Source organism: Sinorhizobium fredii NGR234 (genome assembly GCF_000018545.1).
GTDB classification, from domain to species: domain Bacteria; phylum Pseudomonadota; class Alphaproteobacteria; order Rhizobiales; family Rhizobiaceae; genus Sinorhizobium; species Sinorhizobium fredii_A.
The window spans coordinates 1402744-1429143 of sequence record NC_012587.1 but is presented as its reverse complement, the minus strand read 5'-3'; the positions used below and the strand labels follow the sequence as shown (position 1 = coordinate 1429143).

At 62.8% G+C, this 26400-nt stretch carries 24 protein-coding genes; 3 read left to right on the top strand and 21 right to left on the bottom strand.

Features of this window, described 5'->3' with window-relative positions; genetic code table 11:
- Nucleotides 1-75: 75 nt before the first annotated feature.
- From NGR_RS18175 to yajC, 5 genes are all read right to left on the bottom strand, one after another.
- Nucleotides 76-540, bottom strand: a complete 465-nt coding sequence (locus NGR_RS18175) for a hypothetical protein (RefSeq protein ID WP_012707940.1) — start codon at nt 538-540, stop codon at nt 76-78.
- Between the two features lie 85 nt (nt 541-625).
- Nucleotides 626-1465: a phytoene/squalene synthase family protein gene (locus NGR_RS18170; RefSeq protein WP_012707939.1), complete on the bottom strand. Its 840-nt coding sequence runs from the start codon at nt 1463-1465 to the stop codon at nt 626-628.
- A 23-nt stretch (nt 1466-1488) separates the two neighbouring features.
- Nucleotides 1489-1875 (bottom strand): Mth938-like domain-containing protein, encoded by a 387-nt coding sequence (locus tag NGR_RS18165; protein WP_164924298.1) that lies wholly within the window; start codon nt 1873-1875, stop codon nt 1489-1491.
- Nucleotides 1875-4442 carry a protein translocase subunit SecDF gene (gene secDF / locus NGR_RS18160; protein ID WP_012707937.1) on the bottom strand — a complete coding sequence of 856 codons (2568 nt, stop codon included), beginning with the start codon at nt 4440-4442 and terminating at the stop codon, nt 1875-1877. Before secDF ends, NGR_RS18165 begins: the two co-directional genes overlap by 1 nt.
- Nucleotides 4443-4489: 47 nt before the next feature.
- Nucleotides 4490-4822, bottom strand: coding sequence for a preprotein translocase subunit YajC (yajC, locus tag NGR_RS18155; protein ID WP_012707936.1), 333 nt, complete (start codon nt 4820-4822; stop codon nt 4490-4492).
- 297 nt (nt 4823-5119) lie between these two features.
- Here yajC and NGR_RS18150 point away from each other — a divergent pair, with 297 nt between their 5' ends.
- Nucleotides 5120-5995, top strand: coding sequence for an ATP-binding protein (locus tag NGR_RS18150; RefSeq protein WP_012707935.1), 876 nt, complete (start codon nt 5120-5122; stop codon nt 5993-5995).
- 31 nt (nt 5996-6026) lie between these two features.
- On the opposite strand, the gene NGR_RS18145 is transcribed toward NGR_RS18150, so the two are convergent.
- The 15 genes from NGR_RS18145 to NGR_RS18075 form a co-directional block, all read right to left on the bottom strand.
- Nucleotides 6027-7562 (bottom strand): LysM peptidoglycan-binding domain-containing M23 family metallopeptidase, encoded by a 1536-nt coding sequence (locus NGR_RS18145; protein WP_012707934.1) that lies wholly within the window; start codon nt 7560-7562, stop codon nt 6027-6029.
- Nucleotides 7563-7726: 164 nt separating this feature from the next.
- The gene (locus tag NGR_RS18140) at nt 7727-8377 is read right to left on the bottom strand and encodes a biotin biosynthesis protein BioC (RefSeq protein ID WP_012707933.1); all 651 of its coding nucleotides are present in this window, start codon (nt 8375-8377) and stop codon (nt 7727-7729) included.
- 159 nt (nt 8378-8536) lie between these two features.
- A complete protein-coding gene (locus tag NGR_RS18135) occupies nt 8537-9190 on the bottom strand; it encodes a protein-L-isoaspartate(D-aspartate) O-methyltransferase (protein WP_012707932.1) in 654 nt (217 codons plus the stop codon).
- A complete protein-coding gene (gene surE, locus NGR_RS18130; RefSeq protein ID WP_012707931.1) occupies nt 9187-9957 on the bottom strand; it encodes a 5'/3'-nucleotidase SurE in 771 nt (256 codons plus the stop codon). Before surE ends, NGR_RS18135 begins: the two co-directional genes overlap by 4 nt.
- Before the next feature lie 26 nt (nt 9958-9983).
- Complete coding sequence (gene serS, locus NGR_RS18125; RefSeq protein WP_012707930.1) at nt 9984-11267, bottom strand: serine--tRNA ligase; 1284 nt, start codon at nt 11265-11267, stop codon at nt 9984-9986.
- 39 nt (nt 11268-11306) lie between these two features.
- On the bottom strand, nt 11307-12149 hold the full coding sequence (gene tatC, locus NGR_RS18120) for a twin-arginine translocase subunit TatC (protein WP_012707929.1): 843 nt from the start codon (nt 12147-12149) through the stop codon (nt 11307-11309).
- Entirely contained in the window at nt 12146-12835 is a 690-nt protein-coding gene (gene tatB / locus NGR_RS18115) for a Sec-independent protein translocase protein TatB (RefSeq protein WP_012707928.1), read from the bottom strand. The genes tatC and tatB overlap by 4 nt, the downstream gene beginning before the upstream one ends.
- 78 nt (nt 12836-12913) lie before the next feature.
- Complete coding sequence (locus NGR_RS18110; protein WP_012707927.1) at nt 12914-13120, bottom strand: twin-arginine translocase TatA/TatE family subunit; 207 nt, start codon at nt 13118-13120, stop codon at nt 12914-12916.
- A gap of 92 nt (nt 13121-13212) precedes the next feature.
- Nucleotides 13213-14322 carry an ABC transporter ATP-binding protein gene (locus NGR_RS18105; RefSeq protein ID WP_012707926.1) on the bottom strand — a complete coding sequence of 370 codons (1110 nt, stop codon included), beginning with the start codon at nt 14320-14322 and terminating at the stop codon, nt 13213-13215.
- Nucleotides 14323-14394: 72 nt separating this feature from the next.
- Entirely contained in the window at nt 14395-15123 is a 729-nt protein-coding gene (gene scpB / locus NGR_RS18100) for an SMC-Scp complex subunit ScpB (protein WP_012707925.1), read from the bottom strand.
- On the bottom strand, nt 15116-15979 hold the full coding sequence (locus NGR_RS18095) for a segregation and condensation protein A (protein ID WP_164924297.1): 864 nt from the start codon (nt 15977-15979) through the stop codon (nt 15116-15118). Before NGR_RS18095 ends, scpB begins: the two co-directional genes overlap by 8 nt.
- A 145-nt stretch (nt 15980-16124) precedes the next feature.
- A complete protein-coding gene (gene nagZ / locus NGR_RS18090) occupies nt 16125-17141 on the bottom strand; it encodes a beta-N-acetylhexosaminidase (protein WP_012707923.1) in 1017 nt (338 codons plus the stop codon).
- Between the two features lie 146 nt (nt 17142-17287).
- A complete protein-coding gene (locus NGR_RS18085; RefSeq protein ID WP_012707922.1) occupies nt 17288-20206 on the bottom strand; it encodes an SPOR domain-containing protein in 2919 nt (972 codons plus the stop codon).
- 61 nt (nt 20207-20267) lie between these two features.
- Nucleotides 20268-22028, bottom strand: a complete 1761-nt coding sequence (argS, locus tag NGR_RS18080; protein WP_164924615.1) for an arginine--tRNA ligase — start codon at nt 22026-22028, stop codon at nt 20268-20270.
- A 100-nt stretch (nt 22029-22128) separates the two neighbouring features.
- Nucleotides 22129-23346 carry a deoxyguanosinetriphosphate triphosphohydrolase gene (locus NGR_RS18075; protein WP_164924296.1) on the bottom strand — a complete coding sequence of 406 codons (1218 nt, stop codon included), beginning with the start codon at nt 23344-23346 and terminating at the stop codon, nt 22129-22131.
- A gap of 193 nt (nt 23347-23539) precedes the next feature.
- Between NGR_RS18075 and erpA the strand changes: the two genes are divergently transcribed.
- Complete coding sequence (erpA, locus tag NGR_RS18070) at nt 23540-23872, top strand: iron-sulfur cluster insertion protein ErpA (RefSeq protein WP_012707919.1); 333 nt, start codon at nt 23540-23542, stop codon at nt 23870-23872.
- Nucleotides 23873-23898: 26 nt separating this feature from the next.
- Here the strand turns inward: erpA and NGR_RS18065 are convergent, their stop codons facing one another.
- Nucleotides 23899-25362, bottom strand: coding sequence for a phospholipase D-like domain-containing protein (locus NGR_RS18065; protein WP_164924295.1), 1464 nt, complete (start codon nt 25360-25362; stop codon nt 23899-23901).
- A gap of 175 nt (nt 25363-25537) precedes the next feature.
- Between NGR_RS18065 and xth the strand changes: the two genes are divergently transcribed.
- Nucleotides 25538-26320 carry an exodeoxyribonuclease III gene (gene xth, locus NGR_RS18060; RefSeq protein ID WP_164924294.1) on the top strand — a complete coding sequence of 261 codons (783 nt, stop codon included), beginning with the start codon at nt 25538-25540 and terminating at the stop codon, nt 26318-26320.
- The last annotated feature ends 80 nt before the right edge of the window (nt 26321-26400 follow it).

The window sequence follows — 26400 nt, the reverse complement described above, 5'->3', positions numbered from 1 at the left end:
CTATGCGCCAACGACTTCGCTGCAGCCGGATATGACCCGAATAGACCGACTCCAGATTTGGTCTGATTACCGGCTTCAGTCGATCGTCTGCGTCGCCGCTTTCCCAGCGATCGGCGCGCCGATCTCGGATTTCGGGCTGAAGCTGCCGAGCAGCCACAGCGAGACCTCGGCCGCCTCAGCCGCGGTTCGGAATTCGAAGTTGTTGTCCAGATAAGCGAAATCGGGGAAATGGACGATGAGCCCCTGCCCGCTTTCGGAACTGTTCACCCGCAGCTTTCCCGGATGAATGACATGGCACACATAGTGCGTGCCGTGGGATTGAATGAAGCCGGCCTTGCCGTCATGCAGTCGAAGAAAAATGGCCTTGCCATCGACCGTCGAATGCAACGCCCGTATGGCCTCGTCCGGAAAGGCTCGGCCAAACTCGACCATCGCCGAGCCGGTGTCGGGATTGCTGGCGTCGTGCTCGGCGCGCGCGTTCATCCGGACATAAAACGCACCGACGACCGCAATTACAGCGATGAGAATCAACCAGAGCATATATCCGTCCCTTTCGGACGACAGGATTCCGTGAGGACCAATCTCTATCGCTCGAGGCTTGCGCCAGCTTGAACAACGAGACGCGTCAAAAGCGGCGGCGGCGGCTTGCGCGCCACATCCGCCATTGCCGCTGCCACTGGGGCGGCTGGATCGAGTGCCGCAGAATCCGAGCTCCGGCGGCTTCGGCACGCGCGAACACCGGCTCCGCGAGAGCGACGGGAAGGAAAGCCGAGAAATTCTGCGCAGAGATCGAATCCAGGCTGTTGCGAGCCTTGACGAGGTGATCACGGCCAAGCCCGCAGAACGCGCGAACAGCCCTGCCGATCGCCACGTCGTCGCGCCCGTCCAGCAGCATCTCCCTGTCGAGCCCGGTCGCCCGCAAGAGGTCGGCCGGGAAATAAACCTGGCCCCGCCGCGAGTGGATCGGCAGGAGAAGCAGCAGGCCGGCGATGGTCTGCGCAACGCCGGCATGTCCGGCAGCGTCCGCCGACTTCGCGGCATCTATCGGGTCGAGAATCAGCGAGGCAAGCTGAATGAGTGCCGACGCGGTTTCGCCGGCGTACCCTTCCAGCGCCGTCGTGTCCTCCATCGGGTCGTCATAGAGGTCGAAGACGCGGGCGTCGATCATGTTCTGCAGAACGGCGACGGGCAGCCGATGCTCGTCAATGCAACTGAGGAGCGCCTCCGCCAGCGGGTGGCCCTCGCCCCCGGATCGGCTCTCCAGCAGGTCACGCCACCATTGCAGCCGGATCTCGCCGGGGAGCGGCTCACGTATCACGTCGCGGATGCGGGCAATCTCGGCATAGAAGGCATAGAGACAGGCAAGCGAATGCCGTTTTTCCCGCGGGGCCAGCAGGCATGCAAGATATCGATCGCGATCGGTGTCCCGCAGGGGCGCGAGGATCTGGGCATCGAGGTCTTGCAAGCTGGGATTCCTTCGATACGCGGTCAAACCGCAATCAATGCGGCAGCGACGGCACGCGATTCCACCAGCATGACGTTGTAGGTGCGGACGGCTGCGCCGGTACTCATCGGATCGGATGCGATGTTGGCCGCTTTAAGCGTTGCCTTCAAATCTGCCGGCAACGGTCTGATGTCGCGACCGGTTCCTACGAGCAGCACCTCGATTTCTTGAGCCTCGTCCAGAACGCGCCGGAATTTTTCGATCGCCAACGGGTCGCCCTCGACGACGTCCCAGGCGTAGACGCCGGAGGGCAACAGCAGAACCGAGCCGCGGTGCGACATGTCGGCGAAGCGAAAACCGCCATTGCCATACGCGTCGATCGGCGCACGTCCGGGGAAGTGCGCTTCGCGCATTTCGATACCCTTTGCCATCAGGCTGCACCCGTTGCCTTGTCTTGCCGGATCGTACCGCGTCCTCCCAACGTCCCGTCGAGGCTATTGTTTCGGCGGTTGAAGAGAATGAGGACCGGCCCGGCGATATAGATCGACGAAATCGTACCGATAACCACCCCGAAGAGGAGCGTCGCGCTGAAGGACTGCACGACGCGGCTCTCGCCGAACAGATAGAGAGCAACGAGGGCCAAGGCCGTGGTTATCGCCGTCAGGATGGTACGCGAAAGGGTCTGGTTGATCGACGTGTCGATCAAGACCGAAAGCGGCATCCGACGATAGCGCGCCAGATTCTCGCGGACGCGGTCGTAGACCACCATTGTGTCGTTCAGCGAATAGCAGACGATGGTCAGCAGCGCGGCGAGGCTGGCAAGATTGAACTCGATGCCGGTCACCACGAGGAAGCCCATGGTCAGCAGCACGTCGTTAAGCGTGGTGATGACCGCACCGGCGGCGAACTTCCAATCGAAGCGCAGCCAGACATAGAAGATGATGGCAAGTATCGCAGCTGCGACGGCGAGCGTTCCGGCGCGCGTCAGTTCTCCGGAAACGGCCGGGCCGACCACCTCGACGCGCCGGAAGATATAGTCATCTTCGAGTTCGGCGCGAACCAATCCCATCGCTGTCTGGTCCGCATTGTCGCCGGCTTCCTGCGACGGGATGCGCAGGAGGATATCCCGTGCCGAGCCAAGTTCCTGAATTTGGACCTCAGCGAGGTTCAGTTCGTCGAGGCGGGCGCGGAGGTCCGCGACATCGGCGGCGCCTGCCTTCGACCGGAGCTCCAGGAGCGATCCGCCCTTGAAATCGGCGCCCATATTGAGGCCGAGGCTCACCAGCAAGACGAGCGAAGCAAGCGAGAGCGACGCCATCAGGATGAAGACGGGGTTGCGGAGAGCCATGAAGCGGATGTCGGCCTCGGCAAAGAAGCCCGTGCGGATTCCCCTCGGCAGGTGTTTCGGCCGGCGGCGGCGATACCATCCGCGGATCAGCCGGCGCGTCAGGCTGTGCGCCGTCAGGATGGTTGTGACGCTACCGATCGCAAGCGTCGCCGCAAACCCTCTGATGGCCCCGGTGCCCAGGAAAAGCATGGCGCCGGCGATCAGCATCGTCAGATTCGCATCGAAGATGCTCGTCAGTACGCGCGAAAAACCGTTGTCGAGAGCTTTGCGCAAGGGCTCGCTGCTGCTGCGCACCTCCTCTCGCAGTCTTTCGTAAATCAGCACATTCGAGTCGACCGCGACCCCGATCGTCAGAATGATCCCAGCGATCCCCGGCAAGGTCAGCGTGATCCCAAGAAGTGACAGCACGGCGATGATCAGCACGACATTGACAATCACGGCAATCACCGCGACGAGGCCGAAGAAGCCGTAGAACCCGATCATGCAGAAGGCGACCGCGGCTGCCGCGACCAGTCCGGCTTTCAGGCCGGTGGCGATGGCATCCGTTCCGACTTCCGGACCAACAGTGCGCTCTTCGATGACCGTCAGCGAGACGGGAAGCGGCCCGGCTCTGAGCAATGCGGCGAAATCCTCTGCCCCCTCCTCCGACAAGTCGGCGGAAAGCCGGGCCGTATCGCCTTCGATGACGTCTCCAAGCGCAGGTGTCGAGACCACTTGTCCATCGAGCACGATGGCAAATTGTCGTCGAGACGCGGATTGCAGCAGCGACGCGATCCGCTGCGATGAATCGGCCGTCAGCTTGAGATCGACGACGGGCTCGCCGGTCTTCGGATCAAGCCCGGGTTGGGCATCGGCAAAGTCGGGGGTGGAGACGAGGGCCTGCCTTTCGACGAGGTAGGGAACCGGCGGATCGTCCAGCGAATAAAGAATCTCCGACGCGGCGGGTGGCTGCGTATCGAGGGCCTGTTGCGGCGGCATCGATGAATCGAGCCACCGGAATGCGAGGTTGCCGCGCTGGCCCAGGAGATCCTTGAGCCGCTGCGGATCCTCCAATCCGGGTATCTGGATGCTCAGCCGGTCGTCGCCGCGGCGTCGGATCACCGGCTCCACGGCCACGACCTCGCCGATGCGGCGGCGCACGACCTCGGTCGCCTGCGTCAGCGCTGCGGACAGCCGGAAATCGATTCCTTCGTCGGTCAGGCGAAGCCTTAACGGCTCCTGCCCCGAGGTCTCGTCCGCGATCAACTCGCGGACCGGGCTTCCAGTGTCGTCAGGCGCTTCAACCGGCGCGGTCAATGCGGCGAGCGCCGCGCGGGCTGCCGCCGATTTCGATGCATCGCGGAGCCGAAATTGAATCTCCTGGCCACTGCCGGAAAGCCCGGTGTAGCCGATGTCGGCGTCCCTCAGCGCCCGGGCAATCGCCGCGATCGTGGCCTCCAGGCGGTCGGCGACAAGGCTGTCGCGGTCGACTTTCAGAACGATGTCGGAGCCGCCCTGCAGATCGAGCCCGAGCGGCACCTGCCGATGCGGCAGCCATGCCGGCCAACCGGCAAGCTGCTCTCTCGGAATGATGTTCGGCAATGCAAAGGCAAAACCGGCCAGAACGACCAGCCAGATCAGGGTGTTCTTCAACGGCGAGAATTTGGGCATGCCTTGAAATGCTCCATCGCCAGACCCGGTGGTCGTGGCTGGTGAGTTTATTCCTTGACAGGCTCACCCTTCACGCGAACTTCGGAAACGCCGCTGCGAACGACGCGGACCTTGATGCCTTCGGCAATTTCCACTTCGAGTTCCGTGTCATCGACGACCTTCGTCACCTTGCCGACAATACCGCCACCGGTAACGACCTGGTCGCCGCGGCGGATGTTCTTCAAGAGCTCTTCGCGACGCTTCATCTGCGCACGCTGTGGGCGAATGATCAGGAAGTACATGACGACGAAGATCAGGATGAACGGCAGGATAGACATCAAAATGTCGGCCCCGCCGGCAGCGGGAGCGGCAGTCTGCGCAAAAGCTTCGGTAATGAACATCGATCACTCCTTGAGTTCAACCCACGCGGTTACCTGCCCGCGCGAAATCCGTCGGGAATATAGGGACGCAATCCCACGACACAAATGTCGGCACCCTTCTCCGTTGCTCCTGCCTCTGACACAATTTCCGCAACAGGAGAACCCCTTGAGGGCGGAGAGCTGGGCTTTTCCAGCGCAAACCGCCGTGCTACCGACAAAATCGTCACCGCCCGCGGGAAAGCGGTCCATGAATCAAGCAATTGCAGCGGCCGTGCACACTCGCCACGGCGGCAGACCAAGACTCCGGGAGGCATGGAGATGCGCGAAAGCAAGCTCGACATTCTGATCAACGAAATGCAGAAGCTTTCGGCTGCGCTCGACCGCATTGCCGGACCGGCGGCCGCGGACAACGACTGGAACGCGGCCGATTGCTTCGTCTGGGCTCCCGCCGCGCGCCATTTGCAACCGGTGGCCAGGCCAAATCGCATCGATCTTTCGCTGATCACTGGTGTCGACCATGTCCGCGACATTCTCTTCGACAACACGCTTCGTTTCGCCGAGGGCTACCCCGCGAACAATGTGCTCCTCTGGGGCGCCCGCGGCATGGGCAAGTCTTCGCTGGTCAAGGCGGTCCACGCGAAGGTGGCGGGCGATAGCGGCAGCGGCCTGAAGCTCGTCGAGGTGCATCGCGAGGACATCGCCTCGCTCCCTGCCCTGATGGACATCCTGCGGCAAGCCCCGATGCCGGTCATCATCTTCTGCGACGACCTTTCCTTCGACCACGACGATACGTCCTACAAATCGCTCAAGGCCGTTCTCGACGGCGGCGTCGAGGGGCGCCCGGCGAATGTCGTGCTCTATGCGACCTCGAACCGCCGGCACCTTCTGCCGCGGGATATGATGGAGAACGAACAGTCGACGGCCATCAATCCTTCGGAGGCCGTGGAGGAAAAAGTCTCTCTCTCGGATCGTTTCGGGCTATGGCTTGGCTTCTACAAGTGCAGCCAGGACGACTATCTGGCCATGGTCGACGGCTATGCGCGCTATTTCCGCCTGCCTGTCGAGCCCGAGACCTTTCATGCGGAAGCCCTCGAATGGGCGACGACGCGGGGATCGAGATCCGGCCGCGTCGCCTGGCAGTTCATTCAGGATCTGGCCGGCCGTCTGCGCCGTCAACTGGACGAAACGACCTGATCGGGGCGCGAAGAGCGGCGGATTATGACGATTACTCGAGGAATGTCGCCGGGTTCACCGGCGTTGCATTCTTGCGCACTTCGAAATGGACCTGCGGCTGGCTCGCCTTCCCGGTCATGCCGGAGGCGGCGAGCGTCTGGCCGCGCTGAACCTTTTCGCCGCGCTGCACCTTGAGCTGCGAAGCGTTGCCATAGACCGTGACCGTCCCGTCATCGTGGCGAACCAGCACGGCATTGCCCAGTTCCTTCAGGCTGCTGCCGGAATAGATGACCACGCCGTTCTCGGCCGCCTTGATCGCCGTGCCCTCCGGCACCGAGATGTTGATGCCGTCATTGCGATTGCCATCCACATTGGCGCCATAGCCGGCAACGACCGCGCCGCGGACCGGCCAGCGATATTTGCCAATGCCGGTCGACTTCGGAGACTCCTGATCGATATCGGTCTTGATGGCGACGTCGGAGACGCTTTCCTTGGCAACCGGCGGCTTGTATTCCGCCGGCTTGCCCTGATCGAGCGATGCCACCTTCGTTTCCGACTTCGCCGGAACGGAGGCCGTGACGACCGCGTCGGTCGCCGATCCAGCGGCGCCGGGCATCTTCAGCTTCTGGCCGATGCGAATGGATTCCGCTGTCAGGCCGTTTGCCTGCTTCAGGGCCGCAACCGACACGCCGTTGGCCTTCGCAATCTTGTTCAGCGAATCCCCAGGCTTGACGGTGTAGGCACCATCCGAGCCGTCACCCGCACCGGCATTATTGAGTTTGCCCGCAGCTACGTCGCTGCGACCTTCGCTCTTCTCGCGGGATTGAGACTGGCCAGGAAGGATCGCCATTTCGCGCTGGCCTTCCGGCAACGGCGAAGGCTGCCTCTTGCCGCCTTCGAAGTCGGCGATCGAACCAGACGCTGCAGCCTTCGCCGCACTGCTCGCACCGCCGAAGGTCGGCACGACGAGACGCTGCCCCGGCTCCACCTGGCTCGCGGACTTCAAGCCGTTCGCCTTGAGGATTTCCTTTTCCGGAACACCGAAGCGGCGAGCCAATCCGGCAACCGTATCTCCCGGGCGAACCATGATCGTAGGCGCGTTCGCGGTCGTCCAGCCACCTTTGCCAGAAGCCCCGCTCGAAGATGAAGGCAAGGGCTCCGCCTTCGCAAGCACCGGCTGCGGCTGACGGGCAGCAGGAAGCGGCTGCGGCTGACGCGGCATCGCGGCCGTCGGCTCAGCCAAAGCGGTACGCTGAACGCTAACCGGAGTGGAGGCGGCGCGGGCGCTGGAGACCGGCGTGCTCGCCGTGCTCATCGGATCGTAGGAAGCGCTCTGGCCGGAACTCGGGAAAGCCTGGCCATAGGACCCGCCGCCAGCACCGGCGGATGAAGCCAGTTGGCCGCTCGAGACATCGCCACGCGGCACGTTTCCGGGGATGGAACTTGTGGTTATGTCGTCGGAACTCGAAAAGAGCCCGTTAAAACGGCTTACGTCGGAGCTGCAACCCGTCGCAACGCTTGCCAGCAGGATCGCCCCACTGAGACGGACCAAGGACTTCCCTGCACTGGGAGATGAAAACTTACGCATGACGCTTACCCACTCCGAACGCAACTCGCTGTGGAATGATTAAAGCGCATTAGAGTTACCGGCCGGTTAAGGACGGCATTGATTTGACGAAATGCTAACCATGTGATGCCCGCCCGCCCGTGCGGCGGTATCCGCTCCGTATGAGAAAGCGCAGCGGCTGAAGCTCAAAGGAGCTCGGAATAGAGGCGTTCGATTTCCGACAGCGCCCGCGATTCAGGCGGTTGCTCCTCATAGCTGACACTGCCGACATCCCAGCCGACGAACGGGACTTCCTGCGTCAGCAAATCGGCGGGGCCTCCTGAAGACACAGCCTTATCCTGGTCCAGGAAGACGCTGACGAGCCTTTCGAAATTTCCGCCGATGTCCAATCCGCTCTCGGCATCGTACTCAAGTGACCGCAAGCCGGCCACGGCCGCCTCTCGCGTACCGAAGTAGCGCAGACTGTTCTGGTCCTCCGAACGGAGATTATCGTAGTAGTCGATGAAGGCGCTATAGTAGGCCCTGTAGTCGCCAGTCTCGGCATGCTTCCCAAAGGCCTGATATTCGCGCGCCGCCAGTTGCGGTGAAAGCGCGTTGTTCCATTCGTCCCGGGTCAACGGCGGCAGCTTCTCAGGCACCTTTCTTGTCCGGCTGAGATAGAGCAGCGCGTCCACCGACAGCGAAATACGCGGCGTCGGATCGAAGAATCCTGCCGGCGCCGCCTGGCCCCCGCCATCGTCTTTGCTTCCGGAGACAACCTGCCCGGCGGGACGGCCGGCGAGATTGCCCAGACCGTCACCGGTTGTTGCTGCAGTCAGCCTGTTTGCAATCTCCATCCACCGTCTCCGTCACTGACACGATGGAGCGGATCAACGCGCAAGCGCGACGCAAACGCGCCTTCAGCCATCGTGCCTGTCCGGGCTAAGGGCGTAAGCTTGCGCGAAACTGGATTTCGTTAAGAATTCGTTAAATCGACGTCTTGAGAAGCGGCCGCATCAGAGAAACGAGGCGAGCTGCGGCACGATCGGCAGATAGGGTGCGTCGAACAGATCCTCGCGATCGAAACGGCTACCCGTCCGGCTGACCCGTACGATTCGGCACTGCGTTTCGCTCATCATGATAGGCACCAGCAGCGTACCACCGGAGACGAGGTGGTCGGAAAACATGCGAGGCAGGCTGTTGAAGGCGGCGGTGATGAGAATGCGGTCGAAGGTTCCCTCGCCCGGCACCCCGGAACTACCGTCCGCGTGCCTGGCAACGACATTGCGGATGCCGGCCTTTTCGAGGTTCTTCTGCGCCGAACTCACCAAGGTCTGATACCGGTCGATCGTCAGGATGCGTTCGGCGATGCGCCCCATCACTGCCGCGGTGAAGCCGCTGCCTGTCCCGACTTCCAGGATACGCTGGCCCGGCTTGATATTGAGACAGTGCAGGAGGCGAACGGCGAAGTCGCAGCCCTCCATGAACGAACCGCAATCAAGCGGTATCAACCGCTTGGAATAGACGTCGTCCTGATGCTGCGGCGGACAAAAATTGCTGCGCGGGGTCTGCTCGACGGCCTTCAGCAAATCGTGATTGACCACGCCGGCCGATCGAAGGCGCAGCGCCATCGCTGCAAAGCCTTCCTGCTGCGAAACGCGTCCGTTCAAGCGCCAGTCCCTTCCCGCAGTGCGCGCGCTATGCGCTCCTGGACGGTATAGTCGGTCAGGTCCAGTTTAAGCGGGGTTACCGAAATCCTGTTTTCGCGCACGGCATGAATGTCCGTTCCGGAGCGGAAGTCGCCGTAGCGCTCGCCGAAGCGGAGCCAGAAATAGGGATAGCCGCGACCATCGATACGCTCGTCGATGCTGAGGCCGAATTCGAGCTTGCCTTGCGAGGTCACTTCCACGCCTGCCACGGCGTCCGCCGCGCAGTTGGGGAAGTTCACATTGAGAAGAGTTCCATCCGGAAGCTCGACATTCATCAAGGTGCGGATCAAAGCAGGCGCATGGGTTTCGGCCACATCCCACGAAACGGCACCACCGACGGCATGGTGGTACGCCTGGCTGACGGCGATCGACCGGATTCCCTGCAGCGTGCCCTCTATGGCACCGGCTACCGTGCCGGAATAGGTGACGTCGTCCGCAAGATTGGCGCCGATATTGACACCGGAAAGAACGAGATCCGGCTTGCGGTCGAGGATCTTCCGCGCCGCCATGATCACGCAGTCGGTGGGCGTTCCCCGAAGTGCGAAATGCCTCTCCGAAACCTGCCGCAGCCGCAGCGGTTCGGAGAGCGTCAGCGAATGGGCAAGCCCGCTCTGGTCCACTTCCGGTGCGACGACCCAGACGTCGTCGGAGATCGTCAGCGCGATCCGTTCGAGGACGGAGAGCCCTTCGGCATGAATGCCATCGTCGTTGGTCAGCAAAATGCGCATTGCCGTCTCTTTCGCTTGCCCGCGCTTCAGGCCGCTTTCTCGACGCGTCGCAGGCCCCCCATGTAGGGAACCAGAACTTCCGGCACGGAGACGGAGCCATCCTCGTTCAGATAGTTCTCGATGACGGCGATCAGCGCGCGGCCGACGGCGACGCCGGAACCGTTCAGCGTGTGGACGAACTTCGTGCCCTTCTCTTCCTTGCTGCGATAGCGCGCGTTCATGCGCCGTGCCTGGAAGTCGCCGCAGACCGAGCAGGAAGAGATTTCGCGGTAGGCATCCTGCCCCGGCAGCCAGACTTCGAGGTCGTAGGTCTTGCGGGCGCCAAAGCCCATGTCGCCGGTGCAGAGCGTCATGACGCGGTAATGCAGGCCGAGCCGCTTCAGAACCTCTTCGGCGCAGGCGGTCATCCGCTCGTGCTCATCGACCGAAGTCTCGGCGTCGGTGAGCGACACCAGTTCGACCTTGTTGAACTGGTGCTGGCGCAGCATGCCGCGCGTGTCGCGCCCGGCCGAACCTGCTTCCGAGCGGAAACACGGCGTCAGGGCCGTGAAACGCAGCGGCAGCTTCTCGCCCTCGAGGATCTGCTCGCGCACCATGTTCGTCAGCGGAACCTCCGCGGTCGGAATCAACCAGCGACCGTCCGTCGTGCGGAAGAGATCTTCCGCGAATTTCGGCAGCTGACCGGTCCCGTACATCGCATCGTCACGAACAAGCAGCGGCGGCTGCACCTCGATATAGCCGTGCTCCTGCGTGTGCAGGTCCAGCATGAACTGGCCAAGCGCGCGCTCCAGGCGGGCAAGCTGCCCTTTCAGAATGGTGAAACGCGAGCCGGCAATGCGCGCCGCCCCCTCGAAATCCATGAACCCCAGGCCCTCGCCGATCTCGAAATGCTCAAGGGGCTTGTGGTTCCAGGTGGGCTTGCTGCCGACGAGCCGCTTGACGACATTGCCGCTCTCGTCCGGACCGACGGGCACGTCCTCGAGTGGAACGTTCGGAATGCGCGACAGGATATCGGTGAGTTCGGCTTCCATCCGCCGGCTTTCCTCCTCGGCGGCCGGCAGAGCGTCCTTCAGCTCGGCAACCTCGGCCTTGAGTTTTTCGGCCAGTTCGCTGTTCTTCTGCGCCATGGCCGCGCCGATTTCCTTCGAGGCGGCGTTGCGGCGCGACTGCATCTCCTGGAGCGACTGCAAGACCGTGCGGCGGCGCTCGTCAAGGGCGATCAGCGATGCGGATAGCGGCTCCGCGCCCCGCTTCGCCAGGGCATTGTCGAGCACGCCAGCATTCTCACGAATCCATTTGATATCGAGCATAGTCGTCCCACGCGTTGGTCAGGTCACGGCGCAAGAACGTCAGCCCTGGGCGGGCCCGACCGTCCCCGAAGAACCTTCCTGCGAAGACGCAGACTCGCCTGCAAGTGCCTCAGCTTCCCGCCGTCTTTCAACGAGTCGCGCCGTATAGATTGAAATCTCGTAGAGAAGGATGGCTGGCAGCGCAAGACCGATCTGGGAGACCGGATCCGGCGGTGTCAGCACGGCGGCGACGACGAAAGCGATGACGATGGCATATTTGCGCTTCTCGGCGAGCCCCTGCGCGGTGACGAAACCGACGCGCGCCAACAGCGTGGTGACGACCGGCAGCTGGAAGACCAGGCCAAAGGCGAACACCAGCGACATGATCAGGCTCAGATATTCCGAAACCTTCGGCAGCAGTTGAATCGCCACCTGCCCCTCTCCGCCGCCCTGCTCCATGGCCAGGAAGAACCACATGACCATCGGCGTGAAGAAGAAATAAACCAGCGCCCCGCCAAGCAGGAAAAGGAGCGGAGAGGCAACCAGGAACGGCAGAAAGGCGGCTCTCTCGTTCTTGTAGAGACCGGGCGCGACGAATTTGTAGACCTGCGAAGCGATGACCGGAAAAGCGATCACCAGCGCGCCGAACATCGCCACCTTGATCTGGGTGAAGAAGAATTCCTGCGGGGCCGTGTAGATCAGTTCGACGTTGCGATGGCTGAGGCCAGCCCAGCTCACCGCCCACTTGAATGGCAGGACGAGGAGGTTGAACAACTGCTTGGCGAAATAGAAGCAGACAAGGAAGGCGACGAAGAACGCGCCGACCGCCCACATCAGCCGCGCGCGAAGCTCGATCAGATGCTCGATCAACGGCTGCGGCTTGTCCTCGATGTCGCCGCTCATGCGTCACCTTTTTTCTTGCGCGTGGAAGCGCTTGTCGTCCCGGTCTTGACAGCAATCGGGCCTTCGCCTGCTGCGGCCTTCCTGGCGGCCGCTTTATTCGGTGCCGCAGACGCGGCGCGCTTCGGAGCTGACGTGACTTCTTTTGCACGCGGCGTCTTCTGCGCAGCTGTTCCTGCCCTGGGCTTGGCGGCGCGTTTCGGCGTCGCCTCGGTGGCGGCCGCCACCTCATTTGCCTCGGCACGTTCCATCTGCCGGGAGGCAGAGCCGACTGCCGCGGCTGCCACCGTGTCGACGGGCTTCGCAGGCGCCGCGGCGGGCACACTCGCCGGCTCGAACTGCGCCACAGGCGGCTCCGGCGTTACCGGTTGAGCCGGCGCGTCGGGCGTCGTGGCCTTCTGCAGATCCGATTTGATCTCGTTGCCGAGCTGCCGCAGCGGATTCATGGCGTCGCGCAAAGCCGTGGTCGGATTGAGACTTTGCGCGTCGCTGATCGTCTTGCGGACCTCGTCGAGATCGGCCTCCCTGAGCGCGTCATCGAACTGACGGCGGAAATCAGAGGCCATGCCACGCATCCGAGCCATCGTCTTCCCGAAAGCCCGCAGCATGGGCGGCAGGTCCTTCGGTCCAACGACGACGATCAAGACGATTGCAATAACAACAAGCTCGGTCCAGCCGATATCAAGCATCCGACACGCCCTACAATCCCGTAATGCGACTCACCGGCACGCAGCTAACGTCGCACCGGTTTCGCCATCTTTCGATCGTCAGCGGACTTCGTCGGACTTGTGCTCGACGGTCTTGCCGTCGATCGTCTTGTCGGCCGAGGCGGCTTCCTCGTCGGTCATGCCCTTCTTGAAGTTCTTGATGCCCTTGGCAACGTCGCCCATCAGTTCCGGAATCTTGCCGCGGCCAAACAACAGCAGCACGACCACCAGGACGATCAGCCAATGCCAGATGCTAAACGAACCCATCCACTTACTCCCTCGAGGCTTTATCGATTTAAAGCCATCACGTTGTCATTTTTCAGGCGCGGCTCGAAGGCGCGCCGTCATTCTGACCGAACCTAAGATGTCGAGGCGTCTTTTTCAAACACCAATATGTCGCGCTCGTTAACGGAAAGCGTGACGTCACGCAATCCTTGCGGCAACAGATCGGCGCGGATGCGGGCCCGGACCGTCCGTTCCGACTGCGGCACGGCGAGTTCAAGGAGTTCGACCACGCCCAGAAAACGCCGCGACAGGATGCGGGCCGGGATGTCGCCGCCTTCCGGCTTCAGTTGAACACCGGAGAGCCGCACCGCCACGCTCAAGGGCTGCCCCTCCGCGTACTCTCCGGCCGGCACGCCGCCGAGCGGCGTTTCGACGCGGCCGCCGCGCACGCGCGCATCGAAGACGTTGATCTCGGAAAAAAATCCGGCGGCAAAGAGATTGCGCGGCTTGCGATAGAGTTCGTCGGCCGTGCCGACCTGAACCAGGCAGCCGTCCCTCAGCAGCGCAATCCGGTCGGCCATGCGCATCGCCTCTTCCGCGTCGTGGGTGACGACGATCGCCGTTGCCCGCGTCTCGCGCAGGATCGCTAGCGTGTCGGCACGGATCGAGTCCTTGAGGCGGGAATCGAGCCCGGAGAAAGGCTCGTCCATCAACAGCACCGCCGGCCGCGGCGCGAGCGCCCGGGCGAGCGCCACCCGCTGCTGCTCGCCGCCGGAAAGCACATGCGGGTATCGATCCGCGTAGTGAAACAGGCCCACGCGGTCGAGCGCCGCATCAGCCTGGATCAAAGCCTCCTTCTTCGGCAAATCGCTCAGCCCGAAACAGACATTGTCGCGAATGGTCATGTGCGGAAAGAGCGCGAAATCCTGGAACATCAGCCCGACGCCGCGCTTTTCCGGCGGCAAAAACACGGACGGACCCGATATTTCCTGGCCATTCAGCAGAAGCCGGCCGCCGGTCTGCATCTCGATACCGGCCGCAATCCGCAACAAGGTTGTTTTGCCCGAGCCCGAGGGGCCGAGCAGACACAACACTTCGCCGGCTTCGGCACTCAGCGAGACGTTCCTGATCGTCTCCTTGGAATGGTAGCGGTGGCTGATGTTTTCGAATGCGAGGCTTGCCGCAAACGACACGCCGGGCCGTCGCGTCGTCTGAACGGCGCCGTTGAGCGTGTCTGAAACCATATCTGCATTCCTTGAACCGAAGGCTTTCGGCGGGCATAGCGGCTTTAAAGCCGATACGCCCACTCAGGATTTTTAATCGTCTCCTTCAGGCTTCGGAGTCAAGAGGCCCAGTTCCTCGAGGTCCATCTGGGTGATGGGATCCTCGTTGTCGGAAAGCTCGTCCTCGCCGGCGGGCACCGGGATATGCAGGTTGGAGGGAACGCGGCCGGACAGCAGACCGGCACCTTTCAATTCCTCGATGCCGGGAAGATCGCGGATTTCCTCCAGCCCGAAATGGTCGAGGAAATCCCGCGTCGTGCCGAAAGTCACCGGCCGCCCCGGCGTGCGCCTGCGGCCGCGAAAACGCACCCAACCCGCCTCCATCAGAACATCGAGCGTACCCTTTGAAGTCTGTACGCCGCGAATATCCTCAATCTCCGCTCGGGTGACCGGCTGGTGATAGGCAATGATCGCCAGCACTTCGAGAGCGGCGCGGGAGAGCTTCTTGACTTCCTGCTCATCCGTTTCAACCACGAAGGAAAGATCGGCCGCGGTACGGAACGCCCAATGGTCGGCGACCTGCACGAGATTGACGCCGCGGCTCGCATAGGAAGCTTTCAGCCGCGACATGACCCTTCCGACATCGATCCCACGCGGAATCCGGCTGGCGATATAGGCCTCTGAGATCGGCTGCGCCGATGCGAAGACCAGTGCTTCGGCAATCCGCTCCGCCTCCTCCTCGAGCCGCCGATCGATGAGAACCTCCTCGAACTCGTCCTCATCGACGGGTATCCCGGGCAGGTATTTTTGCGCCTCAGCCACGCGCCGCCTCCATTTCCGCCAAGCTCGCGGCATCGATCGGTTTCGGTCCGCGCCGCAAGTAGATCGGCGCGAAAGCGCTTTCCTGGCGGATTTCCAGCCTCCCCTCCCGCACCAGTTCGAGCGACGCGGCAAACGAACTCGCGAGGGCGGTTGCGCGCTCCTTGGGGCTCGTCATGTAGCGGATGAGGAAATGGTCGAGCGCCGTCCAGTCGTCGAGGCTCCCGACCATTCTCGCCAGGATCAGGCGCGCGTCCGAAAGCGACCAGACGTGGCGCTTCTCGATCGTCACCTGAGTTATCGCCTGGCGCTGCCGGAGCGTGGCGTAGGCCGTCAGCAGGTCGTAAAGCGAAGCGTCGTAGTCGGACTTTCTCTCCGATACGAGATGCTCCGGTGCGCCACGCGCGAAGACGTCGCGACCCAGCCTGCTGCGGTTGACCAGCCGCGTCGCGGCGTCGCGCATCGCCTCGAGGCGCTTTAGCCGGAATGCGAGGGCGGAAGCCATCTCATCGCCTGAGGGGCCCTCGTCCTTCGACGGCTGGGGGATCAGCAGGCGCGATTTCAGATAGGCAAGCCACGCCGCCATGACGAGGTAATCGGCGGCGAGTTCTATGCGGATGGAGCGAGCGCGTTCGATGAAGGCGATGTATTGCTCGGCAAGCGCGAGAACCGAGATGCGCGAAAGATCGACTCGCTGGCTGCGGGCGAGATGGAGGAGCAGATCGAGCGGACCCTCGAAGCCGCCGATGTCGACGACGAGCTCTTCCTCGTGCAGGCCGCGACCGGCGGATTCATCCTGCCACAAAGGCTCCATCGGCGCCTTTGCCACAGGCTGTCCCTGCCTTTCGTCAGAACCCATCGCTACCATGCCCCCGTAACGCGGCCGGCGCCGCCTTCTTCCTCAGAGCGCCGCGCGTTCATATGAATGCGCTTAGGACGTTCCAGCAGTTTGCATCTAGAGCACCTTTTCCGCTTTCAGTAATCTTATCTGAAAGCGGGATGCCCTAGGCGAGCGCGAACATCGCATTGAACTCCGCTCGCATTGTGTCTTCATCCGAACCATCCGGCTGCCGGAAGGCCGCCTCGGCCGCTTTCGCCCTGCGCAACCGATCGCGCGAAAGAACCGGCACGACATCGGCGACGGCCTTCATTTCTTCCATAATCCCGTGACAATGCAAGACGAGATCAAGCCCTGCCCCGATAATCGCACGGGCGCGGGTGGTCATATCTCCTGCAAGTGCGTTCATGGAAACATCGTCGGACATCAGCAAGCCGTCAAAGCCGATATAGTCGCGGACGATCTCCCGCACGAGCCTTGCAGATGTCGTCGCCGGATTGTCCGGATCGATCGCCGTGAAGACCATGTGGGCCGACATGGCCATCGCCTCGTCCTTCATGGCGGCAAAAGGCTGGAAGTCGACGCGCTTCAGCTCTTCCAGCGATGCGTCGACCACCGGCAAGTTGTGATGCGAATCGACGAAAGTGCGGCCGTGACCCGGCATGTGCTTCATCACCGGCAGCATGCCGCCCGCTTTCAGGCCCTCGCCGACCGCACGGCCGATCGCCGTCACGGTCGCCGGATCGTGTCCATAGGCCCGGTTGCCGATGACGTCATGGCTGCCGGGGACCGGCACGTCGAGCACCGGCAGGCAATCCACCGTGATGCCGAAGCGCATGAGATCGAACGCGTGGAGGCGCCCAAGCAGCCATGCGGCACGCAGCCCCATCTCAACGTCGCGACGGTAAATCTCGCCGATCGCCGCACCGCTCGGATATTGTTGCGCGAGCGGCGGGCGAATGCGCTGGACGCGGCCGCCCTCCTGATCGATCAGGATCGGCGCTTTCGGATTATCGACGCTGTCGCGCAGGGCCGCGACGAGATCACAGATCTGTTCTTTCTCACCGATGTTGCGGCCGAAGAGAATGAAGCCCCAGGGGCGTTCGCCGGCGAAGAAGCTGCGCTCCTCCGCCGTCAGGGAAAGGCCTTTGCAGCCCGAGATGAATGCCTTTGATTCGCTCATACGTGGATCATAGTGTTCCGCGGCCGAACCGCGAAGCCGCAAACCGGCGCCCGGCCGCTCCATGCACAGGCAAACGCCTGGTGAAAAGAAACGGGCGCGACAATCCTGCCGCACCCGCTTCGTTTGTTAAACCTGGCCTGCCCTAACTACTTCGTCACGAGGCAGCTGCCGCCGGCGCTCTTGTAGCGCGAGCAAAGCGCGTTCGCTTCATCCCGCGAGCCGGCCGGTATCCTCACCCGGTAATAGGTACCCTTGCCGGCAATCTCCGCCTTGCGGATATCCACGCCGCGACCGCCGATGACGTTCGCAAACTTGGCCGAGAGGCTGTTGTAGCTCTTCTGCGCCTCGGCCTCGGAAGGCAGGGAGGCAATCTGGACAACGTAGCTGCCGGCCGGAACGGATGCGGTCGCGAGCGGCGCTGAGGGCTGCGCTGCGGCCGTTTCCGTTGCAACCTGACCTTCAGGCGCCGCACTCGGTGCCGCCGGCTTTTGGGCCGCAGGGCGCGCCTGCGGGACCGGTTCGCCGCCAACGGCCGTCGTCTTGACGCTGCGGACGGGAGCAACATCGTTTTGGGTCGGCTCGCTGGGAGCAGCGAGCGCGACCCTCTCGGCAGGAGCCGGCTGTTCGGCGACGCGCAGCTCGCCTGCAGCAACGGCGGCAGCGGCCTTGCCCTGGGAGCCGGCAGCGCCGGCTTCCGCCGAAGCATTGGCGGGGATCGGCTGGTTCGCATCAGCAACCGAGTTGCTCGCTTCAGCCGCCGACTCGTCACGAGGGACGAGCGTGCCATCCGGCTTGACGATCATGGTCCGAACCTTGCGCGGCGCAACAGCCGGGGCACTTTCCTCCTCGGCAGCGACATCATCCGCAGACGCATCTGGCGTCAGACGCGCGACTTCGTCCTCTGCCGGAGGAGATACGCCTGGCAAAGCATCCCCGTTGTCACTGCCTTCAAGCGGCAGGGTTTCGGGTGTCAGCGTTTTCTGGACCACGTCCATCGGCTCTTCCGTCGAGGAGACGAGGGCCTCCTGACGCGGCGCGTTGCTCTGATCGCCCGCGACGCGATCGTAGACGGCTTTGTTCTGGTTCGGCACCAACTTGCCGCCCTTCTGTTCGGGAACGACCTTGACCGGATCCTTGTCGGCGAGGATGATCCTGGGGCCGTCGCCGGACAGGACTGCGCTGCTGCCACCCATCCAGGCGTAGACGGCGGCGCCGCCGAGGATGATGACACCGGCAACACTTGCGGCCAACAGCATCGTCCGCTGCGAGCGGCGGCCATAGCCCTGCTCGGCAAAGTCGTCGGTCTCTGCCCGCACTGCCGCCGGTCGCTCGACGTCTTGCGCCGCGCTTCGGCGCTCCGACATCGAACGCTGGAAGTCCTCTTCCATCGCCTTCTCGAATTCTGCGAAGTCGTCGAGCGAGGCGAGCGGAGCGGCGCCCGCTGAACCGGCGCGCGCCGCGGGAGCAAGATCGGGCTGGCCGGCACGTACTGCGCTCTTGGCGACCGGGGCCGGCGTACTGAAGAGCTGCGCCATTTCCGCGTCGATATCCAGGTCGAAATCGCCCGGATAGGAGGCCGGCTTCTCCTCGGCCTCCAGCGACGGCAACTGCGGGACATCGAGATCGGCGATCGGCGCGACGCCGCTCTCCATCTCGCCGATCATGGCGGGGTCGAAAGGCAGCGGACTTTCGGCTGATGCCTCCTCGGTCCCGGAGATCGCGGGCGCCGGAGCAACCGTGGGCGCTGGGGCAACCGTGGGCGCCGCCGCCGGTTCGCGACGCGGCTCCGGCTCACTCACCGGGGCAAGTGCCTGCAGGAATGGCTGAGCCTCCGGCTCCACCAGAGCGGGATGCCCTACCACCGGCGGCACATCCGCCGCCGCGTTATCGTCCTCAGATACATTCATCTCCAGCGCGATGTCGGCGAGTTCAAGCTCGAAATCGTCGAGATCGAAGCTCGGCTCGGTCTCACCCTGCGGAAGCTTGTTTTGTGCGATCTCAAGGGCCGGTTCGGCGAGCACCTCCGGCGGGGCGACCGGGGCGACCGGTGCCTGCACGGCGGTCGGAGCCGGCAGAGGGGTAGCGAAGGCTCGCTGCTGGGACGCACCGGCGGTCGACGCGACCGGCGTCGCGCGGCTGAACATCGGCGTGAAAGGATAGGTGTTCTTCTTTGCGACAGGAGCGGAAGCGGCGGGCGCCGCCTGCGCCGAGGCGGCCGTGGCCGCCAAGCCTGCAGCAGCGGCGACCGGGATTACCGGAAACCGCTCCACGTCGGCGAGCAGCCGATCGACGTGATCGGAGGCAGCCGGCTCGGACGGCATGGTCGGCGACACATGCGCAGCAATCGCCTCGGTGACGGACGCCTCCTGCGGCAGGTCGGGTTCGGCCATATCCAGGTAAACCGGTTCCGCGATCTCCGCGCGCTCGGCAGCCTTGCCGGCGGCAGCGAGCCTGGAGGCAAGCGGCTCCTGCCAGTCTTCGAAAGCCGGCAGCTCCGCCGTCTCGGACTGCAGATCCGATTGCACCACATCGTCGCGTTGCGCCGGTTCCGCCGACAAATCTTCATAGCCGAGCGACAGTTCGAGTTCACGCTCCAGATCAACGGTGGAATCGACCTCCTGCACCGCAGCAGGCTCGTGATCGGCCGGGACCTGATCGTCATCGGAAGCCGGAGAAAAGGCTACCGGCTCATGGGGCGCATCTTCGGCGATCTCTGCGTCCGGCACAAAAGGCTCTGCAACTGCAGGCTCCTGGATTTCCAGCACGGGCTCGGCAGGTGAGCCAGCAGCCGCGTCGGCGACCGGGTGCTCGACGAGTCCGCTGTCCGGGTGGACCGGCGTCGCCCGCGGCGCGTCATAGCTGTCAAACGCGCGCAGCAGCTCGTCTTCGAGATCAAAGGTGGGATCGCGCCGGATCGCCTCCTGGTGGCGCTGCAACTCCTGCAGCTGCTGAACTGCTGGCCGAGCATCGTAACCGACAATGCGGGCAAGTTCGCTCAACGGATCGTCATCGGCCAATTTATCGAATTCTGCCGGCCCGCTTCGTGCGAATTGTTTGTCTGCCATAGTTTCCACTCACAACTGCTGCGTTGAATGCCAGCGCATTGTGGGGAAATGGTGACACTACTTACCGCATCTCTTCCGGCGCCGATGTGCCCGTAACGGACAGACCCGACTTCAATACCGAGGCGACAGCATGCACCAGCCCGAGTCTGGCAATGCTTAATTCTCTGTTCTTATCGTTAACAAAACGTAATTCCGGATTTTCCTTACCCTTGTTCCAGAGTGCGTGGAAGGCTGCAGCAAGATCATACAGGTAAAAAGCGATTCGGTGAGGCTCCTGCGAGAGTGCTGCGGCTTCGACGACGCGAGGATATTCTGCGAGCTTGGCGACGAGCTGCAGCTCGGCAGGATCAACGATTGCCCCGATGACTGCGCCGGCAAGATCGACCGAAGACAAATCAAGATCGGGAAAAGCTTCCTTCGCCTGGCGGAACACCGAGCAGCAGCGCGCATGCGCGTACTGCACGTAGAAGACCGGATTGTCCTTCGACTGTTCCGTCACCTTGGCAAAGTCGAAGTCGAGAGGCTCGGAATTCTTCCGGTAGAGCATCATGAACCGGACCGGATCGCGACCGACTTCGTCGACCACGTCGCGCAGCGTCACGAAGTCGCCCGAACGCTTCGACATCTTCACCGGCTCGCCGTTCCGGTAGAGCTTGACGAGCTGGCACAGCAGCACCGTCAGCTTCGCCGTCCCTTCGGATATTGCCCGCGCCAGCGCCTCCAGGCGCTTGACATAGCCGCCGTGATCGGCGCCGAGGACGTAGATCATCTCCTGGAAGCCACGGTCGAACTTGTCCTTGAAATAGGCAACGTCGGCGGCGAAGTAAGTATAGCTGCCGTCGGACTTGATGAGCGGCCGGTCGATGTCGTCGCCCACCTCGGTCGAGCGGAAGAGCGTCTGCTCGCGGTCCTCCCAATCCTCCGGCAGTTGGCCCTTCGGCGGCGGCAGCGTGCCGATGTAGACGTGCCCCTTGAAGGTCAGGTCGTTTATGGCCGTGCGGATCCGCGCCGCACCGTTGTCGTGCAGCGTCCGTTCGGAAAAGAACACGTCGTGGTTGACGTTCAGCGCTGCCAGATCTTCGCGGATCATCGCCATCATCGCGTCGATCACGCGTTCCTTGACGAGCGGCATCCATTTGTCTTCCGGCATGATCCTGAGGCTCGTGCCGAACTCGTCGGCAAGCGCCTCGCCGACCGGCACGAGGTAGTCGCCGGGATAGAGCCCGGCCGGGATCTCGCCGATTTCCTCGCCGAGCGCCTGCCGGTAGCGCAGGAATGCGGAACGGGCGAGCACGTCGATCTGGGAGCCGGCGTCGTTGATGTAGTATTCCTTGGCGACGTCATAGCCGGCGAAGGCGAGGAGGTTGGCGAGCGCGTCGCCGACGACGGCGCCACGGCAATGACCGACATGCATCGGCCCCGTCGGGTTCGCCGAAACATATTCGACATTCACCTTCCGACCGGCGCCGACGGTGCTGCGCCCGAAGTCGGTTCCCGCGCTCACCATCGCCGAAAGCAGCTTCTGCCAGTAGGAAACCGACAACCGGACATTGATGAAGCCCGGCCCGGCAACCGAAACCTCCGCCACCTCAGGATCCTGGCGCAACTTGTCGACGATGAGATCCGCAAGGGCGCGCGGGTTCGTGCCCAGTGACTTTGCGAGAACCATCGCCGCGTTGGTCGCGACATCACCGTGGCTCGGATCACGCGGCGGCTCTATGCTGACTCGACCGAAGTCAACGTCTGATCGCTTTTCACGAACGATATCAAGTGATTCCAGAATGTTCTTAATTCTTGATTCGAAGTCTGTGAAGAGGTTCATCTGATCCATCCGCTGTTTCCAGTCCAACTGGAAAATGGCGCAAAACTATAAAAGGAGGCCGGGTCCCAGGGGGAACCTGCAGCCTCCGCGCGGCGCGTCACTACCGCAAATCGGGCGTGTGGTCAAACAAGCGCCGGTGCACGCTGATCGCGAAGGTATCGGTCATGCCGGCGAGATAGTCTCCGACATGGCGCGCCCGGGCCGGCTCGGCCATCCCGGCGATCTGGTCGATCCAGTAGTGCTCCTTCATCAACAGCGGGTCGGCCATGAATGCCCGATAGAGGTCGGTGACGATCGACGCCGCCCCCTGCCGCACGCGCATGACCTCCGGGTGGCGATAGATGCGCGTCATCAGCAGGTTCTTGATCTGCCGGTCCGTTTCGCTCATCGCTTCGGAGAAGGTCGCGATGACCGTGCCGGCGTTGCGCACGTCGCTGGCGCTCTTCGGTCGAACCTGGCGCAGACGTGCCTGGGCGACGCCAATGACGTCCTCGACCATGGCGGTGATCTGCCGGCGCATGATTTCATGCGTGAAGCGGCTGCTTTCGAGTCCCGGGTAACGGTCATGGACCTCGCGCATCAGCCGGGCGAGAAACGGCACTTCCTCCAGCATCTCGAATGTCAGGTAGCCGGCTCGCAATCCATCGTCGATGTCGTGGGTGTTATAGGCGATATCGTCGGCGATCGCCGCGACCTGGGCTTCGAGGCTTGCGAAGCTCGCCAGCTCGAGATCGTGGAGGGCGCAATAATCGAGGATCGGCTGCGGCACCGGACCGCGGGTGCCCTCGCCTTCCGGCGTCATCAGCGGCCCGTTGTGCTTGACCAACCCTTCGAGGCTCTCCCAGGTGAGATTCAGGCCGTCGAATTCGGCATAGCGGCGCTCGAGCTTCGTGACGATACGGAGCGACTGGGCATTGTGATCGAAACCACCATAGGGCTTCAGCACCTCATGCAGCGCATCCTCGCCGGTGTGTCCGAACGGCGTGTGGCCGAAGTCATGCACCAGCGCGACCCCTTCGGCCAGATCCTCGTCGAGCTTCAATGCCCGCGCCAAAGCGCGCGCGATCTGCGCGACTTCGATCGTGTGCGTGAGCCGGGTGCGGTAGTGGTCGCCGTCGGCGGCGATGAATACCTGGGTCTTGTGCTTCAGGCGGCGGAACGCGGTCGTATGGACGATGCGGTCGCGGTCGCGCTGGAAGTCGGAACGCGTTGGGCTGGAGGCTTCGGGATAGAGCCTGCCGCGCGACGCCCAGGGATTGGAAGCGAAGCCTGCGTGCTCACCATAACCGAAGCCCAGGGCCTGTCTCTCGAAAGCCATTTCACACCTGTGATGCCATCCCATTGACGGGACATTCCAGCCTTCATACCTATAGTATGCGTTGCATGAAAGCGACGAGGGAATAGCTGCGGTCATCACGGGCGATCCCGAGGCTCGCTTCTCAAGCCCAGCAATTGTAACGCCAGGACGCAAACGAATCTCTCCGGTTCTTGACCCCGGCAGGAGGCCAGACATGATGCAGGAAACAGTGACCCTTTCGGATGCGGCCGCCCGGCGCATCGCCGCCATACTTCAGACCGAACACGACAAGACGGCGATGCGCGTCTCCGTCGAGGGCGGCGGCTGCTCGGGCTTCTCCTACAAGTTCGACCTGGTGGATCAGGAGAACGACGACGATCTCGTTCTCGAAAAGGGCAATGCCAAAGTGCTGATCGACAGCCTTTCGCTGGTGTATATGGGCGGTTCGGAAATCGACTTCGTCGACAATCTGCTCGGCCAGTCCTTTCAGATCAAGAATCCGAATGCCGTCGCCAGTTGCGGCTGCGGAACTAGCTTTTCGGTCTAGAAGCCTCCTTCACTCATCTTCCCGTTCTAGAGATAGGGCGAACCGAGCCAAAGAAGGCGGTTCGCCAGGCGGTTCAGCAAGGGTTCAGCCTCAAGGCTCGCGAGCGTCACCTCGGCGGCCGTCTCGCGCACCGCGCAAAACTTGTCGCTGATCGCCTGCGCAAAGGCATCGTCGAGGACCTCGACATCGAATTCGAAATTGAGGCGAAGCGAGCGTGGATCGAGATTGCTCGACCCGACATAGGTCCAAAGATCGTCGACGACGATCAATTTCGAATGGTTGAAGCTTCCTTTCGCCCGCCACACGCGACAATGACCTTCGAGCACTTGGTCGAATTGCGCGGTCATGGCGCGATCGACGAGGGTGAGGTTGTTGACGGCCGGCACGACGATGTCGACTTCGACGCCTCTTCGCGCCGCGGTCACCAGCGCGCTGATCAATTCCCTGTCCGGGAGGAAATAGGGCGACATCACCCGGATGTGCTTGCGCGCGATCGAGAAGGCTCCCATCAACATCTTGTGGTTGGTTTCATTGGTGCTGTCGGGGCCCGAGGGAACGGCTCGCATCAGTACCGATGGCGCATCGCCTCGCTCCTCGATCTCCCCCAGCCGCCAGGCTTCGCCGGCGAGCAGTTCTCCGCTTGCGAACTGCCAGTCTTCGGCCGCCACCTGGAAGATGTCCGCGACGATCGGTCCGGTAACGCGGAAATGGGTGTCGAACGAAGCGGCGATGCCTGCGATCTCCGCCGTGAATCCGGCCCGGATGTTCATGCCGCCGGTGAAGGCGACTGCGCCGTCGACAACGATGATCTTTCGGTGCGTCCTGAGATTGGCATAGGGCAGCCTCAGGCCGATGATGATGTTGCCGTTGAAAACCGCAGTGGTGACGCCGCCTTCCTGCAGGTAGCTGACAATGCTCGGCACGGAATAGCGAGCGCCGACGGCGTCGATCAGCACCCGCACGCTGACGCCGCGCTTGACCGCGGCGATCAGCGCATCGGCGAAACGAAGCCCGATCGGATCGCGATCGAAGATATAGCTTTCGAAGAGGATGCTGCGCCGAGCGCCGGCAATCGCTTCGAGCATCGCCCCATAGACCGCGTCGCCGCCCTCCAGCATGGCGATGTGGTTGCCGGTCGACATCGAGAAACGCGACACCCGGTCGCCAAGAATCTTCATCGCCGCGAATCGCTGCCCGAACCGAACCGCAACGTTCTCGTCCGTGACATCGGAAGCGACGAACGGATCCGGCCCGCTCGTGCGCAGCAGCGAGCGCTGCAGGCCGATCGAGGACCGCCGAATGCGGTTGATGCCGGCGACCGCATAGATGGCTGCGCCGATCACCGGCGAAAGGAGGACGACGCCCACCCAGCCGGCCGCCGCCCGTACATCGTCCTTCGTCATGGCCGCATGAATAATCGCCGGCACCCCCAGCGCGAAGGACAGGAGCGCCAGGAAATGCGGCCAATAGTTCTCGATGAATGCGATCATGCGCGGGACTATAGACGGACCGAATGAGGAATCAATTCCACTACCGACGGCTGCATTTCCCTGTGCGATCGCACCGAACGCGAATCTTGCCGCCATCGGATTTGTCAAAAGAAATCGCAGTCGCTACAACGACTCGGCGCCAACGCAAGACCTAAAAGAAAGACGGATGCGGCCCATGAAGATCGCCACCTGGAACATCAACGGCGTCAAGGCGCGGCTCGATGGTCTCGTTGCCTGGCTCAAGGCATCGAACCCGGATATCGCCTGCCTGCAGGAGATCAAGTCGGTCGACGACGCCTTCCCGAGGGAGGAGATCGAGGCACTCGGCTACCATATCGAAACGCATGGACAGAAGGGATTCAACGGCGTCGCGCTGCTCTCGAAGCTGCGTCCCGACGAGGTCAACCGCGGGTTGCCGGGCGATGATTCGGACGAGCAGTCCCGGTTCATCGAGGGCGTCTTTTCTGTCGCTGGCGGCGCGGTACGCGTTTGCTGCCTCTATCTGCCGAATGGCAATCCGGTCGGAACGGAGAAGTATCCCTACAAGCTTGGATGGATGCAGCGGCTCGCTTCCTTCGCAAAGGAGAGGCTGTTGCTCGAGGAGCCGCTTATCCTCGCCGGCGACTACAACGTCATCCCCGAGGCCCATGACTGCTGGGACGTGAATGTCTGGCGCAACGATGCACTGTTCCTCCCCGAGACGCGCGCCGCCTTCCGGCAATTGCGCAATCTCGGCCTTACCGACGCCGTTCGTGCGACGACGGACGAAGTGCCGCTCTATTCCTTCTGGGACTACCAGGCCGGATGCTGGCAGAAGAATTTCGGCATCCGCATCGACCATCTGATGCTGTCGCCCGAGGCGGTCGACAAGCTCGTATCGACATCGATCGAAAAGCATGTGCGCGCCTGGGAAAAGCCATCCGACCACGTGCCGGTCGCTGCCCAGTTTGCTTTCTAAGCGGAATGGCTTGAGAAGCGGAAGGCGAGACTTCCCGTCTCGCTGCATGCCCTGACAGATTCACAGAAACCGGCTCGGCA